Genomic DNA, 13,942 nt, shown 5'->3' with positions numbered 1-13,942 from the left:
GCGACCTCCCAGGTCGACTACCAGCCACCCTACGCACCCAGCCGCCCCGGACGAGGTCAGCGCGCCGCGGCGGCCACGGCGGCGGTGATGGTCCGGAGGTTCGCCGGCACCGGGACGTCCTCGACGAGGACGGTCGGCGTGCCGCTGACCCCCCGTTCCATCGCCATCGCCGTGACGTACGCGGCCCAGTCGAGGTAGGCGTGGGCGTGCACGCACCGGCCGAAGGCGGGGCCGTCGAGCCCCACCAGCCGGCCGATCTCGGCGAGCTCGTCGTCCGTCAAGCCCGGCCCGCCCTCCGGCGGCTGGTTGGCGAACAACGCCTCGGCGTACTCCACGAACGCCCCTCCGTCCGAGGCGCAACCGGAGGAAGCGGACGCGCGCGAGGAGTAGGCGTCGGCCGACAGTTCGTCGAGGAAGGCCATCGGATGGTAGACGACGGTGGCGAGCCCGCCGTTCACCATGGCGTGCAGCGTCGGTCCCGCGGTCTCCTCGAACCGCCGGCAGAACGGGCACAGGAAATCGACGAAGACGTCGATCGTCACCGGGCCCGCGCCCACGACGATGCCGTCTCCGCTCGTGGAGGCCCCGGCAGGTATGTGCCGCGGCACGGATGCTCTGCGTGCGTGCGTGGTCATGAGGTCCTCCCGCAACCCGCTCGGCCGACTACGGTTCCTACCCCCGCGAAGCCGTCCACGGCTACAGCGGGCCCATTTTTGGGAAAACCCCTGTCGGTGGTCGGCCGGGCGCCCGCCGAGCTGAAGCCATGGCGGCACAGCTACGTCTCGCTGCCGTCGGCCGGCGGAGTGCCGATCGAGAACATCTCACGCCTGGTAGGTCACAGCAACGCGAAGGTCACTGAGGCGATCTACCACAAGCAGCTTCGTCCGGCGCTCCTGGAGGAGGCCCGAGGCGATGGATGACCTCTCCAAGGCGTAGTCACTCAGTCAGTCACCCGGAAGATCAAAGAGTGCTGACCAGTGCCGTCAAGTACAGGTCGGATGCCGCCCCGTAGGCCACGTAGCCGTCCCGTGTCAGCAGGTTCGCTGACTTCTCGCTGACTTGCGCGACTCCTCGACGTGCCCCGAGTGCGCCGGGCCGTCTTGGGTCTCTCCTCGTTCAGACCGTGGACCGCCCTGTGTCGTCGAGGTGAGCCAGGAAGGCGCCATGCAGCCCAAGCCTTGTGTGGTTGGTGCCGTTCTCGTCTATCAGGTAGACCATGCCTGTATCGGCGCTGTCGCTGCCACCGTCGATGGTGACGCAGTAGCCGAACATCATCGACGTCAGCTCTCGACGAATGAAGAAGCTCAACCGTCTCTCGGCTTCCGGAAGGTTCGTCGAGTCAGGCAGCACTCCGTATTGGCCACTCATGATCTGAGATGTCTGCCATGCCACGAACCGTATCGGGTGCATACGACCAGGTTGGAAGAGTTCGGATCTTGTCGCTCAACCTGCTTCGGCGCTGGTCGCAGGCGTTCATGGCCTGCCCGGTCATACCTTCGATTCCCCGTGACTCCCCGCACTGGCTGGCACGCTTGTGGCACGCGATCTAGGGCTGATCATGAGGGTTCCTGTGCTTTCGGCATCTGCCAACGCCGTGCAGAGGTGCGGACGAGCCAGCGCGCCCCTCGAAAGAGGAGCCGAGCAAGGCCGAAGAGGAACGCGACCTGGAACAACAAGGCACACATGAACATGGTCTCGTTGAGCAACTTCCCGCCGACCCACTCACTCGCCCAACCGCCGACGACGGGTGTGATGATCATGCCCAGCACGTACCCAAGCATCACCAACGCCTCGTTATACGCAGCTCGCATGAACTGATCGTAGGGCTGCGGCGATACCCGCACACTTCCCCTGTCCTGATCTCTCGTCTGCCTTCGACCCACCGCGTAGCGGCAGCGGGCCGGCCTTCTCGGGCACGGCCAGACCTCGACCACGCTCAACCGCTACACGCACCCCTCGCGGGAGCGGAACAGCCGGGCTCGGGCGGTCTTCGCTGACTTTTCGCCGACTCCCAGCAGCGGGAACGAGGCGATAGCCGTACCGACCGCCCTCGACGGCGAACGGCCCGGGACATAGTGGCACGGTTCTGAGCAGCGAAAAGGCCCGCCAGGGGGATCACCTGACGGGCCTTCATCGTGGTGGAGCTATGGGGATTTGAACCCCAGACCCCTTCGATGCGAACGAAGTGCGCTACCGGACTGCGCTATAGCCCCAACGACTCGACTAGGTTAGCAAACTCTTGGGGCTCCTCGCGCCACTCGCTCAGTCCCCGACGGCGCGCCTCCCGTCGGCGTACTGGTCGAACACCTGGGCGCGCCTGCGCGCCTCGAACTGGATGATCTCGGCCTCCCTGGCCAGGGCGGCCAGCGCGCGGCGGCGCTCCCGCTGCCGGCGCAGGTGCTCGGCCCGCGCCTGTGCCGCCCTCTCCCGCTGCTCCCGGTCCATCCGTACGGCGATGCGGAGGACCAGCAGGTACGACACGAGGAGGACGCCCGAGGGCGCGACGGCCCACCAGGGCACGACGCGGACGGCCGCGGTGACGACGGAGGCGACCACGAGCAGGATGCTCCACAGCAGGCGCCTGCGCCGCCGGGCCAGAATGCGGGCGCGGCGGCGGCCGGCCTTCGTGCGCGGGCGCGCGGGAGCGTCGGACGGCGCCGGCTCGGCCTCCCCCGGCTCCTCCGAAGGGTCGTCCTCGGCGGTTTTGGAGCGGTCCCCGGCGGGAGCGTCCACGACGGTGTCCGCCTCGGCGACGGAACTGTCGGTGGGCTCGGGTACGGTGCCGGTGTCCGGGTCGCTCGAGGCGTCCACCAGGTCGTCGTCGGCGTTCCGGTCCCGCCGCAGCCACATGGGGAGGAGGACGCTGAGCCACATCACGACGATGGCGAGATAGAGGAAGGCGCTACCCATGCGGCCGCCTCAGGGCATGGTGAACACGTCCGGGGACCTGTGTCGTCGGAGAGGTGTTCACGTCACGCACCGTAGGACTGCGTGTCACTGATTGACGAGCATTCAGTCCGGTGTGTCGCGAGATCGTCAAAGCTGTTCATGTAATTCGATCCCGTGCGGGCCCCGGAAACGGCACTCCGTGCTGCCCTCGTCCCGCTACCTGAACCAGACCGCGCCGGAGACCGCGCCGGCTCAGCCCGGGCTCGGCTCGCTTCGCTTCGCGGCGGAGCCGCCCAGCGTCCTGCGCCACTGCACGAGCAGCCCGCGCGGCACGTCCTCGACCGTCAGCGCGTAGCAGATGTGGTCCCGCCAGGCCCCGTCGATGTGGAGCTGGCGCCGTCGGATGCCCTCCTCGCGGAACCCGAGCTTCTCCACGACCCGGCGGCTGGCGTGGTTCTCCGGGCGGATGTTGGCCTCCAGGCGGTGTAAACCCGTCGTGAAGAAGCAGTGGTCGACGGCCATGGCCAGGGCGGTGGGGATGATCCCGCGGCCCGCGAGGGCGCCGTCGATCCAGTATCCGACCTGGGCGGAGCGGGCGGACCCCCAGACGATCGCCCCCACGGTGAGCTGCCCGGCGAAGGCCCCCTCGTACGTGACGACCCAGGGCATGGCGAGCCCCTGCCGGGCCTCGCGGCGGAGCGTGCCGACCATGGAGACGTACGGCCCGAGCCCGGTCTTGAACAGCGGCGTCTCCGGGTTGCTGGGCTCCCAAGGGCGCAGCCACTCGGCGTTGCGCAGCCGGGTGTCGCGCCAGTCCCTGACGTCACGCAGGCGCAGCGGCCGGAGCGTGACGGGCCCCTCGACCAGGGTCGCCGGCCAGCCGCGAAGTCGATCCATTAGTCAATCATCCACCGGAAGACGGTCAACGCGCCACGTGGGTCCTCACGCGCTCAGCGGGCGTGGTCGCCGCCGTGGATCTGGTCCACCACGTGCGCCAGGATCGGGCCCAGCACGGCCATGCCGTCCCGGACTCCGCCGGACGACCCGGGCAGGTTGACGACGAGCGTGGACCCCGCCTGCCCGGCGAGGCCCCGGGACAGTATCGAGGTCGGCACCTTGTCGCGGTTGACCTGCCGTACGGCCTCGGCGATGCCGGGAATCTCCCGGTCGATCACCCGGCGGGTCATCTCGGGCGTCAGGTCGAGCGGCGTCACCCCGGTCCCCCCGGTGGTGACGATCACGTCGTACCCGCCGGCGACGCCCTCGCGAAGCGCCGCCTCGACGGGCGACCCGTCGGCCACCACAGCGGGCCCGTCCACCTGCTCGCACCCCGCCTCGCGCAGCAGGCCGGCCAGGAGAGGCCCGGAGCGGTCCTCGTACACACCCGCGGACGCCCTGTTCGACACGGTCACCACCAAGGCCCGCAACGGGGCTCCTCTCACTGACGTCAGGACCCGGAACGGGTCCAGCGGCCGGTCTTGCCGCCGGTCTTCTCCTCGACCCGGACGCCGGTGATCACGGCCTCCGGGTCGACGGCCTTGACCATGTCGACCAGGGCCAGCGCGGCGACGGTGACCGCCGTCAGCGCCTCCATCTCCACCCCCGTCCGGTCGGCCGTGCGGACCCGCGCCGTGATGTCCACGCCGTCGTCCGCCACGATGAGGTCCACCTTCACGCCGTGCAGCGCGATCGGGTGGCACAGGGGCACCAGGTCCGGGGTGCGCTTGGCGCCCATGATCCCGGCGATCCTGGCCACACCCAGAGCGTCCCCCTTGGGGACCTCCCCCGAGCGGAGCAGCGCGACGGTCTCCGGCGACAGCAGGACACGCCCGGTCGCGACCGCCGTGCGGGCGCTCACGTCCTTCTCCGAGACGTCCACCATCCGGGCGGCGCCCGACTCGTCGATGTGGGTGAGTTTCACAGCGGGATCACCTCCACCTCGGACCCCTCCGGCAGCTCGGTCACGTCCTGGGGGACCACCATGAGCGCGTTGGCCCCCGCCAGGGCCGCGAGCTGGTGCGACCCCTGTCTCCGTACGGGCGACACCTCGCCGCCGGACAGCACGGCCCGCAGATAGGACCGGCGGCCGGCGGGAGACCGTGCGGGGGCCGTGCTGACCGCCCGTACGGACGCCGGGGGCCCGGCGGGATGCCCCTGCATTTTCCGCAGCGCCGGCTTCACGAACAGGACGAACGACACGAACGACGACACCGGGTTGCCGGGCAGCGTGAAGATCGGGACGCGGTCGGGACCGACGACGCCGAAGCCCTGCGGCATGCCCGGCTGCATCGCGACCTTCTCGAACGTCACCGTGCCGAGCGGCGCCAGGGCCTCCTTGACCGGCTCGTACGCCCCCATGGACACGCCGCCGCTGGTGATCACGGCGTCCGCCCGGATGAGCTGGGCGTCGAGCCTGTCCATGAACTCCTTGGGGTCGTCGGTCACGGCCCCCGCGCGGAACCCCTCGGCTCCGGCCTCCCGTACGGCGGCCGCGAGCATGAAGCTGTTGGACTCCCAGATCTGCCCGTGGCCGAGCGGGGTGCCCGGCTCGGCCAGCTCGGCGCCGGTCGACAGCACGACGACCCGGGGGCGGGGCCGCACGGTCACCCTGCGGCGGCCGACACCGGCCAGGATGCCGAGCTGGGCCGGGCCGATCAGCGTGCCCTCGGGGAGCACGGTGTCGCCCGCCGCCACGTCCTCGCCCGCCCGCCTGATCGCGTTGCCCGACTCGGCCGGCCTGTCGATCCGCACCCGGATCGTGCCGGCGTCCGTCCACTCGACCGGGACGACCGCGTCGGCGCCCGCGGGCAGCGGCGCGCCCGTCATGATCCTCGTGACGAGGCCGGGGCCGATGGCGTGCAGCCCGCCGTCCCCCGCCGGCACGTCCTCGATCACCGGCAGCGTGACGGGGACGCCGGCGACGTCCGCGGCGCGCACCGCGTACCCGTCCATCGCGGAGTTGTCGAACGGCGGCAGCGGCACGGGCGAGACCACGTCCTCGGCCAGCACGGCGCCGAGGGCGGCCTCGAGCTCGACCTCCATCGGGGCGAGCGGCCGCACCGCCGCGAGGATGTCGGCGAGGTGGCGGTCGACGGGCTTCATCGGCTCAGGATCCGGTCTGGTCGAGGAACTCGCGCAGCCAGGGCAGGAACTCGGGGGCGAGGTCCTCCCGGTTGGCCGCGAACTGGACGACGGTCTGGAGGTACTCGAGCTTGTTGCCCGTGTCGTAGCGGCGTCCGCGGAACAGCACGCCGTGCACCGGGCCGCCCTCCTCGGGGCTCGTCGAGGCCAGGGTCCGCAGGGCGTCGGTGAGCTGGATCTCGCCGCCGCGGCCCGGCTCCGTCTTCTCCAGCACGCCGAACACGGCCGGGTCGATGACGTACCGCCCGATGATCGCCCAGTTGGACGGGGCCTCGTCGGCCGGCGGCTTCTCCACGAGGTCGGTCACGCGGACCACGTCATCCTCCTCGGTCGGCTCGATGGCCGCCGCGCCGTAAAGAGAGACGTGCTCGCGCGGCACCTCCATGAGCGCGATCACGCTGCCGCCGTAGGTGGCCCGTACCTCGATCATGCGCCTGAGCAGCGGGTCGCGCGGGTCGATGATGTCGTCGCCGAGCAGGCACGCGAACGGCTCGTGGCCCACGTGCTGCTTGGCGCACAACACGGCGTGGCCGAGGCCCTTCGGCTCGCCCTGCCGCACGTAGTGCATCGTGGCGAGATCGACCGGCTCCTTGACCTGCGAAAGCCTCTCCTCGTCCCCCTTGGCGCGCAGCGCGTCCTCGAGCTCGTACGCTACGTCGAAGTGATCCTCGATGGAACGCTTGTTCCGGCCGGTCACCATGAGGACGTCGAGCAGCCCGGCGGACACCGCCTCCTCGACCACATACTGGATGGCCGGTTTGTCGACGATCGGCAGCATCTCCTTGGGGGTCGCCTTGGTCGCGGGGAGGAATCGGGTGCCGAGACCAGCCGCGGGGACCACTGCTTTCGTTACAGGATCGAAGTCAGCCATGGTTGAACACTAACGGAGCAGGCAATGGACAAGACGAACCTGCGTCGGCGGATCCTGCGCGACCGCGCCGCGCTCGACCAGGCCACCCTCCGGGAGTCCTCCGCCGCCGTGCGGGAGCTGCTCCTCGACCAGCCGTGGGTGCAGATGGCGGGGCTGGTCGCGTGCTACTGGTCGTTCGGCACCGAGCCGTCCACCCACGGGCTGGTCTTCGCGCTGTGGAAGCACGGCGCCACGGTGATCCTCCCGGTGCAGCGGCCGGACGGCGACCTCGACTGGGCCGTGTACGACGGCCCCGACTCCCTGGCGCCCGGCCCGGGTGGGTTCATGGAGCCGGTCGACACCCGTCGCGGCGTGGACGCCATCCGCACCGCCGCGCTCGTCCTCGTGCCCGCCCTCGCCGTGGACCGGACGACCGGGGTACGGCTCGGCCGCGGCCGCGGGCACTACGACCGAGCCCTGACCCGCGTGGGGCCCAACGTGCCGACCGTCGCCCTGCTGCACGAGGGCGAGCTGATCGAGGACGTCCCCGCCGAGCCCCATGACCAGCCCGTACGGCTCGCCGTGCAGCCCAGTGGCATCGCCCACTTAGTGCGTATGTGACAAGATTGCCCCAGGTCGCGGCGAAGGGAGCGGGTAGGTCTGAACGTCTGGCTCCTCCTGTCCGCCGCCGTCGTGATCGCGGCCATCGCGTCCGTCCGGATCGCGCACCGCACCGGCCTCCCCAGCCTGCTGATCTACCTGGGGCTCGGTCTGTTCCTCGGCCAGTCGGGACTCGGGGGAGTCCACTTCGAGAACGCCCAGCTCGCCCAGCAACTCGGCCTCGTCGCCCTCGCCGTCATCCTCGCCGAGGGCGGCCTGACCACCAACTGGAACCACGTCCGCGACGCGGTCCCCGCCGCGCTGGTCCTCGCGACGGCCGGGATCGCGGCCAGCATCGGCGCGATGGCCGTCGCGGTACACGCTCTGCTCGGCCTGGACTGGCGGCTGGCACTGCTGCTCGGCGCCATCCTGGCCTCGACCGACGCGGCCGCCGTGTTCTCCGTGCTGCGGCGGCTGCCGCTGCCGCCCCGGCTGGCCGGGATCCTGGAGGCCGAGTCGGGGTTCAACGACGCCCCGACCGTCATCGTCGTGATGATGCTCAGCGAGGCCGCGGCCGGGGCGCCCTCGATGGGCGGGACCCTGCTGGAGACCATCTCCGAGCTGGCCATCGGCAGCGCGATCGGGCTGGCGGTGGGACCGGCGGGGGTGTACGCGCTGCGCCGGGTCGCGCTGCCCGCCTCGGGCCTGTACCCCATCGCGGTGCTCGCGCTCGCGTTCGTGGCCTACAGCGGCGCCGCCCTGCTGCACGGCAGCGGCTTCCTCGCTGTGTACGTCGCGACGCTGGTGCTCGGCAACGCCCGGCTCCCCCACCGGGCCGCGACGCGCGGCTTCGCCGAGGGGGCGGCCTGGCTCGCCCAGATCGGCCTGTTCGTCATGCTCGGCATGCTGGCCACCCCCGCCGAGCTGCCGCAGGTCCTCGTGCCTGCCCTGGTCGCGGGCCTGGTCCTGGTGCTGTTCGCCCGGCCGGTGTCCGTCGTGGTGTCGGCCGTGCTGGTGCGACTGCTGCGGATCGGCGTCCTGTCGTGGCGCGAGCAGGTGTTCCTGTCGTGGGCCGGGCTCCGCGGGGCCGTGCCGATCGTGCTGGCCACGATCCCCTGGGCCGCCGGGATGCCCGGGGCGAAAGGGCTGTTCAACGACGTCTTCGTCATCGTCGTGGTGTTCACGCTCGTCCAGGGGCCGACGCTGCAGTACCTGGCCCGCCTGCTCGAGGTGTCGGCCGAGGGCGAGGCCCGCGACCTGGACGTGGAGTCGGCCCCGCTGGAGGAGCTGAACGCCGACCTCCTCCAGGTCCGGATCCCGCCGGGCTCGATGATGCACGGCGTGGAGATCTTCGAGCTCCGCCTGCCCGCGAACACCATGGTCACCCTCGTCGTACGGAAGGGCCGGTCGTTCGTCCCGACGGACTCGACCCAGCTCATGGCGGAGGACCAGCTGCTGGTCGTGACCACGGCCACCCAGCGGGAGACGGTCGAGCGCCGCCTGCGGGCCGTGAGCCGGCGCGGCAAGCTCGCCGGCTGGTACGGCGAACGCGGCGCCTGAGCGGCGGTGGTCGGCAACCGTCGTGGTCCGGGGTTTGGCGGAGCCCGCTTGTGGCGGTGACCAGGGCGGACCCGGGGTGCTTGGCGGAGTCGCTTGTGGCGGTGACCAGGGCAGACCCGGGGTGCTTGGCGGAGCCGCTCGGGGCGGTGACCAGGGCGAAGCGGGGGTGCCGTGGCACGAGCCGCAGGCGGCGCCGACCGGCCTGCGGGTGCTGGGCCGGGTGGCATAAAGCGGGGTGGAGTGGCGTTTGGGCTCCTAGATTGCCTACCATTAGCAATCGACCCGGTCGAGTGCCAGTCTCAGGAGGAGCGCGTGCCCACCTACCAGTACGCCTGTACCGCTTGCGGGGAGCAGCTGGAGGCCGTTCAGAAGTTCTCTGACGACCCGCTCACGGAGTGCCCGGCCTGCCAGGGCCGTCTCCGCAAGGTCTTCTCCGCCGTCGGCATCGTCTTCAAGGGCTCCGGTTTCTACCGCACCGACAGCCGTTCCTCGGGATCGTCGACGTCCACCACCTCGTCGAAGCCGTCGAGCGACTCCTCGAAGCCGTCGGGCGACGGGGCGAAGAAGGAGCCGGCCGCGGCGTCCGCCTCCACGTCCTCCTCGTCCTCCACGTCTTCGACGTCGAGCTCGTCCGGTTCGTCGGGCTCGTCCTCGGGTTCGACGGCCGCCGCCTGACGGTCGGGCGCCGGCCTCAACCGGGGAGGCCGGCCGCCGGCTCTTCGTAGTTATCCACAGGCTCCGGCCGGACGGCGCCGGGGACCGGCCGATTCGCTAGGGTCGGCCGCATGGTCAATCGCGCAGAGATCGGGGTCATCGGCGGCTCCGGGTTCTACTCCCTGCTGGAGGACGCCGAGGAGATCGGCGTCTCCACGCCCTACGGACCGCCCAGCGACACGATCACCGTCGGTCGCATCGGCGAGCGGCAGGTGGCCTTCATCCCCCGGCACGGCCGGGGGCACGTCCATCCCCCGCACCGCATCCCCTACCGCGCCAACCTGTGGGCGCTGCGATCGCTCGGCGTCCGTCAGGTGCTCGCGCCGAGCGCCGTCGGGTCGCTCCGGGCCGAGATCGGGCCGGGCGCCCTGGTGGTCCCCGACCAGCTCGTCGACCGCACCGCCGGCCGCGTGCAGACCTACTACGACGCGGGCGGCGCCGTCCACGTGTCGTTCGCCGACCCCTACTGTCCCCTCGGCCGGGCGGCGGCGACCGCCACCGCCCGCGACGCCGACTGGGACCTGGTCGACGGCGGCACCCTCGTCGTGGTCGAGGGCCCGCGGTTCTCCACCCGGGCCGAGTCCCAGTGGTTCCAGTCCGCCGGTTGGTCGATCATCGGCATGACCGGGCATCCCGAGGCCGTCCTGGCCCGCGAGCTGGCCCTGTGCTACACGACGCTGGCCCTGGTCACCGACCACGACGCCGGCGTGGAGGCCGGCGAGGGGGTCACCCACGAGGAGGTCCTGGCGTTCTTCGCGGCCAACGTCGAGCGGATGCGCTCGCTCGTCCGGGACGTCGTTCAGGCCCTGCCCCACGAGCGTACCTGCCCCTGCGGCGACGCCCTCGACGGCATCAAGCTCCCCTTCGAGCTCCCGTAGCCCGTGGTGCCCGCTCCGAGCCGCCTTCTGGCCCGTCACCGCCGCCCGATCGCCGCGATCCTCGCGGGGCTGGCGGTGACGTGCGGCCTGCTCGCCGTCCGGTCCCCCGCCGGGGTGGAGGTCCTCGCCGCCGCCCGCGACCTGGCCGGAGGCAGGCTGTCCTCAGCAGACCTCATGGTCGTGCGGCTCCCCGCCGACGCGGTGCCCGACGGCGCCCTCCGTCCGGGGGCCGCGGCGGCCGGCCGGGTCGTGACCGGGCCGGTCCGGCGGGGCGAGCCGCTGACCGACGCCCGGCTGCTGGGCCCGGCCGTGCTGGCCGCCGGAAGCCCGGGGATGGTCGCCGCCCCGGTCAGGGTCGCCGATCCCGACGCCGCCAGGTTGCTGTCCCCCGGCGACGTGATCGACGTGCTGGCCGCGTACGAGGGCGAGGGACGGCAGGCGTACCCGGTCGCCCAGCAGGTGCGGGTGCTGACCCGCCCGCCCAGCCGCGCCGACGAGGGCGGGGCGCTGCTCGTGCTGGCCACCACGCCCGTACAGGCGGCCCAGCTGGCCCAGGCCCAGGCGCAGGGACGGCTGTCGGTGGCCATCCACCCGCGCTGAGCACGGTCGTCAGAGCTGCGCCCCCAGCTTGGGGTCGTACTCCCAGTGCCACGGCTCGAACGGGCTGTGATACGACCAGTCCGGATGGATGAAGCCGAACCGCTTGCTGTTGGCCTCCAACCAGTTGAACTGCACCGACCGGAAGGCCTGCACGCCCCCGCACAGGTCGACGGCGAGGCCGAGGCCGTGGTTGCTCTTGCCCGGAACGGCGGCGAAGCCCGGGCGCTGGTAGTACACGGCCTGCTGCGCCGAGAGGCTGCGGTAGCTGCTGGAGATGCACATCGGCTGGCCGAAGTGGCTCTTGTAGGCCAGGTTGAGGTCGGCGAAGGCGATCGCGGCGTCCGCGCGCAGCTCCGCGCCCTTCTGCGGCAACGGACACAGGAAGCTCTTGGGCAGCAGGCCGTTCGGATACTGGTCGGCCTCAGTCACGCGGGTGGGGTCGCAGGCGCCCGGGCCGCGGTTCCCCTGGTTGACGTTCACGCCGAGCTTCGTCAGCGTCCGGGTCAGCGACTTGACCAGCTTGGAGGACTTCGCCCGGAGCAGGTCGATCTGCGCGTCGAGCTGGGCCTCCTCCAGCAGGTTGGCCGCCCGCAGTTCCTGCGCCTCGCCGGCCAGTTGCTGCTGCTGCTGGAGCAGTTTCAGAGCGTCGGACAGCACGATGTTCCGCCCGGCCACGAGGTAGTCCATGTCGCTCATGGCCCGCAGGGTGGTGGCGCCGTCGCCGCCCGTGAGGAACGGGCTGAGCCCGCTCATCGACGGATCCTGGTAGAGGGACGACACGAGGTCCGAGAGCGGCTTGCGCATCTTGTTGAGCTGCAGGGTGGCCGTCTGGAGCTGCGTCAGCTTCGTCGCCAGCTCCCGTTGTGACGCGTCAAACTGCTTCTGCCGCGCCTGCAACGCCTTCGTCGCGTCCTCGATGCCCTTGTACGCCTGCTGGGCCTGCCGCCGCAGCTGGGTCAGGGAGACCGGGTCCTTACCCTTCGCCGCGGCGGCGGATCTCGGCGCTCTCACCACCCGGACCCGCTCGGTCCCCGCCGTCGCAGCCCTGAGGACCTGTGTTCCGGCCGTCGTGGCCGTCCGGGTCGTGCCGGCGGATGGGGTCGCGGTGGTTGGGGTCGCGGTGGTTGGGGTCGTGCCGGCGATTTCGGACACTGCGCCGTCGGTCAAGGCCGTGCTCGTGACGGTGGTCGCGCTCGTGGCCGTCGCCGCCGCGGCCGTGCCGTACGGCATCGCACCACTGAGCGAAGTCATCGCCGTGACGACCGCGATCAGGCGCGCTGATCGAGGAGAGGGCACGCTCGACTCCTCCGTTTGCCAACTCGTGACCTGGGTCAGGGACGCACGTTACTACAGGGTTCATCCTGTCCGGGCCCGAGTTGGCATACGCGCTATCTCCCGATCAAGCACCTTTCGGGTATTTCCAGGTCTGATTTCGGTCCTGCCGGCGGCCTCACAGCTGTGCCTCGTGGTCCTGGCACAGCTCCCACAGCCACGTGTCCCGCCACTCGGGAGGACACATCAGCGAGGACTCCTGCGGGTGCGGCTCCGGCTCCTCGGTCCGCGGCTGCTCCCTGAGACGCCGCCCCGGGGCCGGTCCCAGCGCCGGCGCCTGGATCTGCGGCTGGTCGATCCGGATGAGCCCCTCGTAGATCCGCGCCGGCCCGTACGGCTCGGGCATCGGGGTGGGATCCAGCAGACCCTGCTGTACGGCTCCCGCCTGCTGCTGTCCGGCCCCGGACTGCTGTCCCGCTGCGGACTGCTGCTGAGCGGCGCCCGCCTGCTGTTGCGGGTTTGCCACCTGCTGTCCGGCCGCGGATTGCTGTGCGGCGCCAACCTGCTGTTGCCCGTTGGCCACCTGCTGCTGAACCGTCCCCGCATGTTGTTGTGCGTTTGCCACCTGCTGCTGCGCGGCCGCGGACTGCTGGGCGCCTCCGGCCTGCTGTTGTGGGTTGGTCACCTGCTGCTGAGCCTGCTGGGCGAGCCCCGCCTGCTGCTGCGCGAGGCCCACCTCTCGCGACGCGCCCGCCTGCTGGTCCTGTCCCGATATCGCCGGCTGATGTGCGTCCGGCACCTGCCCCTGCCGGGCAGCCCCGGCGTACAGGCCGTTCCGCCCGCTGGTCGGGCCGCTCTCGGCAGCCTGGGCGACGGACGTGTTCGGCACCTGATCGTGTGCCGCAGGAAGACCGAAGAGCGTGGCGCTCCCCAGCCCGCCCTGCCCGGCGGCCGCGGTGCCGGAGAACCCGCCCGCCCCCGTTTGCGCGGACGCCCCCGCGCCGAGCGCCAGCACCCCGGCCGGACCGGCCTGCACGGGCACCGGCGCGGCCTTGCGCTTCCCGTGCCTGCCCTTCCGGTGCTTGTGACGCCGCGCATGCTCGGCCGGCCGGCGATCGGCGAGCCTCTTCACATTCAGTACCCGGGTCGGCCGTAGGGGCTCGGAACCCATCTGCTCGGGAATGCCGGGCATCACACCCGGAGCCATCACCGCCGGCGGCTCCACCAGCGGCCCGTCGTCCGGCACGGGAGCCACGGGCCCCTGCACCCTCGCGGGCTTCGTGCCACCTTGGCTCCCCCGCTCCTCGGCGGCGCTGCCCCGCGCCATCTTTTCGTAGCCGGAGAACTGCGCCGCGAGCAGGCCCGAAGCCAGGATCGCCGGCGCGATCATCGCCGCGACGAGCACCATCGGACGGAGCCCGCGCACATACCTGCGTCG

Annotated in this window: 17 protein-coding genes and 1 tRNA gene; 6 read left to right on the top strand and 12 right to left on the bottom strand. The window is 71.5% G+C overall.

Annotated features, from left to right (window positions below):
• Positions 1-56 precede the first annotated feature (56 nt).
• Positions 57-635 carry a DsbA family protein gene (locus Mco01_RS34390; protein WP_204060992.1) on the bottom strand — a complete coding sequence of 193 codons (579 nt, stop codon included), beginning with the start codon at positions 633-635 and terminating at the stop codon, positions 57-59.
• Positions 636-713: 78 nt separating this feature from the next.
• Here Mco01_RS34390 and Mco01_RS34385 point away from each other — a divergent pair, with 78 nt between their 5' ends.
• Complete coding sequence (locus tag Mco01_RS34385) at positions 714-920, top strand: site-specific integrase (RefSeq protein WP_204061030.1); 207 nt, start codon at positions 714-716, stop codon at positions 918-920.
• Between the two features lie 196 nt (positions 921-1,116).
• Here the strand turns inward: Mco01_RS34385 and Mco01_RS34380 are convergent, their stop codons facing one another.
• The 9 genes from Mco01_RS34380 to galU all read right to left on the bottom strand — a co-directional run bounded on the left by Mco01_RS34380 (position 1,117) and on the right by galU (position 6,901).
• The gene (locus tag Mco01_RS34380; protein WP_204060991.1) at positions 1,117-1,392 is read right to left on the bottom strand and encodes a hypothetical protein; all 276 of its coding nucleotides are present in this window, start codon (positions 1,390-1,392) and stop codon (positions 1,117-1,119) included.
• A gap of 164 nt (positions 1,393-1,556) precedes the next feature.
• Positions 1,557-1,811, bottom strand: coding sequence for a hypothetical protein (locus Mco01_RS34375; RefSeq protein WP_204060990.1), 255 nt, complete (start codon positions 1,809-1,811; stop codon positions 1,557-1,559).
• Between the two features lie 325 nt (positions 1,812-2,136).
• Positions 2,137-2,213, bottom strand: a tRNA-Ala gene (locus tag Mco01_RS34370).
• A gap of 49 nt (positions 2,214-2,262) precedes the next feature.
• Positions 2,263-2,910, bottom strand: coding sequence for a divisome protein SepX/GlpR (gene sepX, locus Mco01_RS34365; RefSeq protein ID WP_204060989.1), 648 nt, complete (start codon positions 2,908-2,910; stop codon positions 2,263-2,265).
• Positions 2,911-3,141: 231 nt separating this feature from the next.
• Complete coding sequence (locus Mco01_RS34360) at positions 3,142-3,786, bottom strand: GNAT family N-acetyltransferase (RefSeq protein WP_036332564.1); 645 nt, start codon at positions 3,784-3,786, stop codon at positions 3,142-3,144.
• A 53-nt stretch (positions 3,787-3,839) separates the two neighbouring features.
• Positions 3,840-4,316, bottom strand: a complete 477-nt coding sequence (locus tag Mco01_RS34355) for a MogA/MoaB family molybdenum cofactor biosynthesis protein (RefSeq protein WP_204060988.1) — start codon at positions 4,314-4,316, stop codon at positions 3,840-3,842.
• A 20-nt stretch (positions 4,317-4,336) separates the two neighbouring features.
• Positions 4,337-4,810: a cyclic pyranopterin monophosphate synthase MoaC gene (moaC, locus tag Mco01_RS34350; protein ID WP_275410660.1), complete on the bottom strand. Its 474-nt coding sequence runs from the start codon at positions 4,808-4,810 to the stop codon at positions 4,337-4,339.
• Positions 4,807-5,991, bottom strand: coding sequence for a molybdotransferase-like divisome protein Glp (gene glp, locus Mco01_RS34345; protein WP_204060987.1), 1,185 nt, complete (start codon positions 5,989-5,991; stop codon positions 4,807-4,809). The genes moaC and glp overlap by 4 nt, the downstream gene beginning before the upstream one ends.
• 4 nt (positions 5,992-5,995) lie before the next feature.
• Positions 5,996-6,901 (bottom strand): UTP--glucose-1-phosphate uridylyltransferase GalU, encoded by a 906-nt coding sequence (gene galU / locus Mco01_RS34340; RefSeq protein WP_204060986.1) that lies wholly within the window; start codon positions 6,899-6,901, stop codon positions 5,996-5,998.
• 24 nt (positions 6,902-6,925) lie between these two features.
• Between galU and Mco01_RS34335 the strand changes: the two genes are divergently transcribed.
• The 5 genes from Mco01_RS34335 (at position 6,926) to cpaB (ending at position 11,232) form a co-directional block, all read left to right on the top strand.
• A complete protein-coding gene (locus Mco01_RS34335) occupies positions 6,926-7,501 on the top strand; it encodes a 5-formyltetrahydrofolate cyclo-ligase (RefSeq protein ID WP_204060985.1) in 576 nt (191 codons plus the stop codon).
• A 39-nt stretch (positions 7,502-7,540) separates the two neighbouring features.
• Complete coding sequence (locus tag Mco01_RS34330; protein WP_204061025.1) at positions 7,541-9,040, top strand: potassium/proton antiporter; 1,500 nt, start codon at positions 7,541-7,543, stop codon at positions 9,038-9,040.
• Between the two features lie 312 nt (positions 9,041-9,352).
• Positions 9,353-9,715 carry an FmdB family zinc ribbon protein gene (locus tag Mco01_RS34325; protein ID WP_204060984.1) on the top strand — a complete coding sequence of 121 codons (363 nt, stop codon included), beginning with the start codon at positions 9,353-9,355 and terminating at the stop codon, positions 9,713-9,715.
• Positions 9,716-9,825: 110 nt separating this feature from the next.
• The gene (locus tag Mco01_RS34320; RefSeq protein ID WP_204060983.1) at positions 9,826-10,632 is read left to right on the top strand and encodes an S-methyl-5'-thioadenosine phosphorylase; all 807 of its coding nucleotides are present in this window, start codon (positions 9,826-9,828) and stop codon (positions 10,630-10,632) included.
• A 6-nt stretch (positions 10,633-10,638) separates the two neighbouring features.
• Positions 10,639-11,232 carry a Flp pilus assembly protein CpaB gene (cpaB, locus tag Mco01_RS34315; protein WP_239104128.1) on the top strand — a complete coding sequence of 198 codons (594 nt, stop codon included), beginning with the start codon at positions 10,639-10,641 and terminating at the stop codon, positions 11,230-11,232.
• 9 nt (positions 11,233-11,241) lie between these two features.
• On the opposite strand, the gene Mco01_RS34310 is transcribed toward cpaB, so the two are convergent.
• Entirely contained in the window at positions 11,242-12,243 is a 1,002-nt protein-coding gene (locus tag Mco01_RS34310) for a M15 family metallopeptidase (RefSeq protein ID WP_239104127.1), read from the bottom strand.
• 439 nt (positions 12,244-12,682) lie between these two features.
• Complete coding sequence (locus tag Mco01_RS34305) at positions 12,683-13,912, bottom strand: hypothetical protein (RefSeq protein ID WP_204060981.1); 1,230 nt, start codon at positions 13,910-13,912, stop codon at positions 12,683-12,685.
• Positions 13,913-13,942: the final 30 nt, after the last annotated feature.

Origin of the sequence: Microbispora corallina (assembly GCF_016863035.1) — a bacterium.
GTDB classification, from domain to species: domain Bacteria; phylum Actinomycetota; class Actinomycetes; order Streptosporangiales; family Streptosporangiaceae; genus Microbispora; species Microbispora corallina.
The sequence above is the reverse complement of the archived record's forward strand: the minus strand, read 5'-3'. Positions and strand labels throughout refer to the sequence as shown.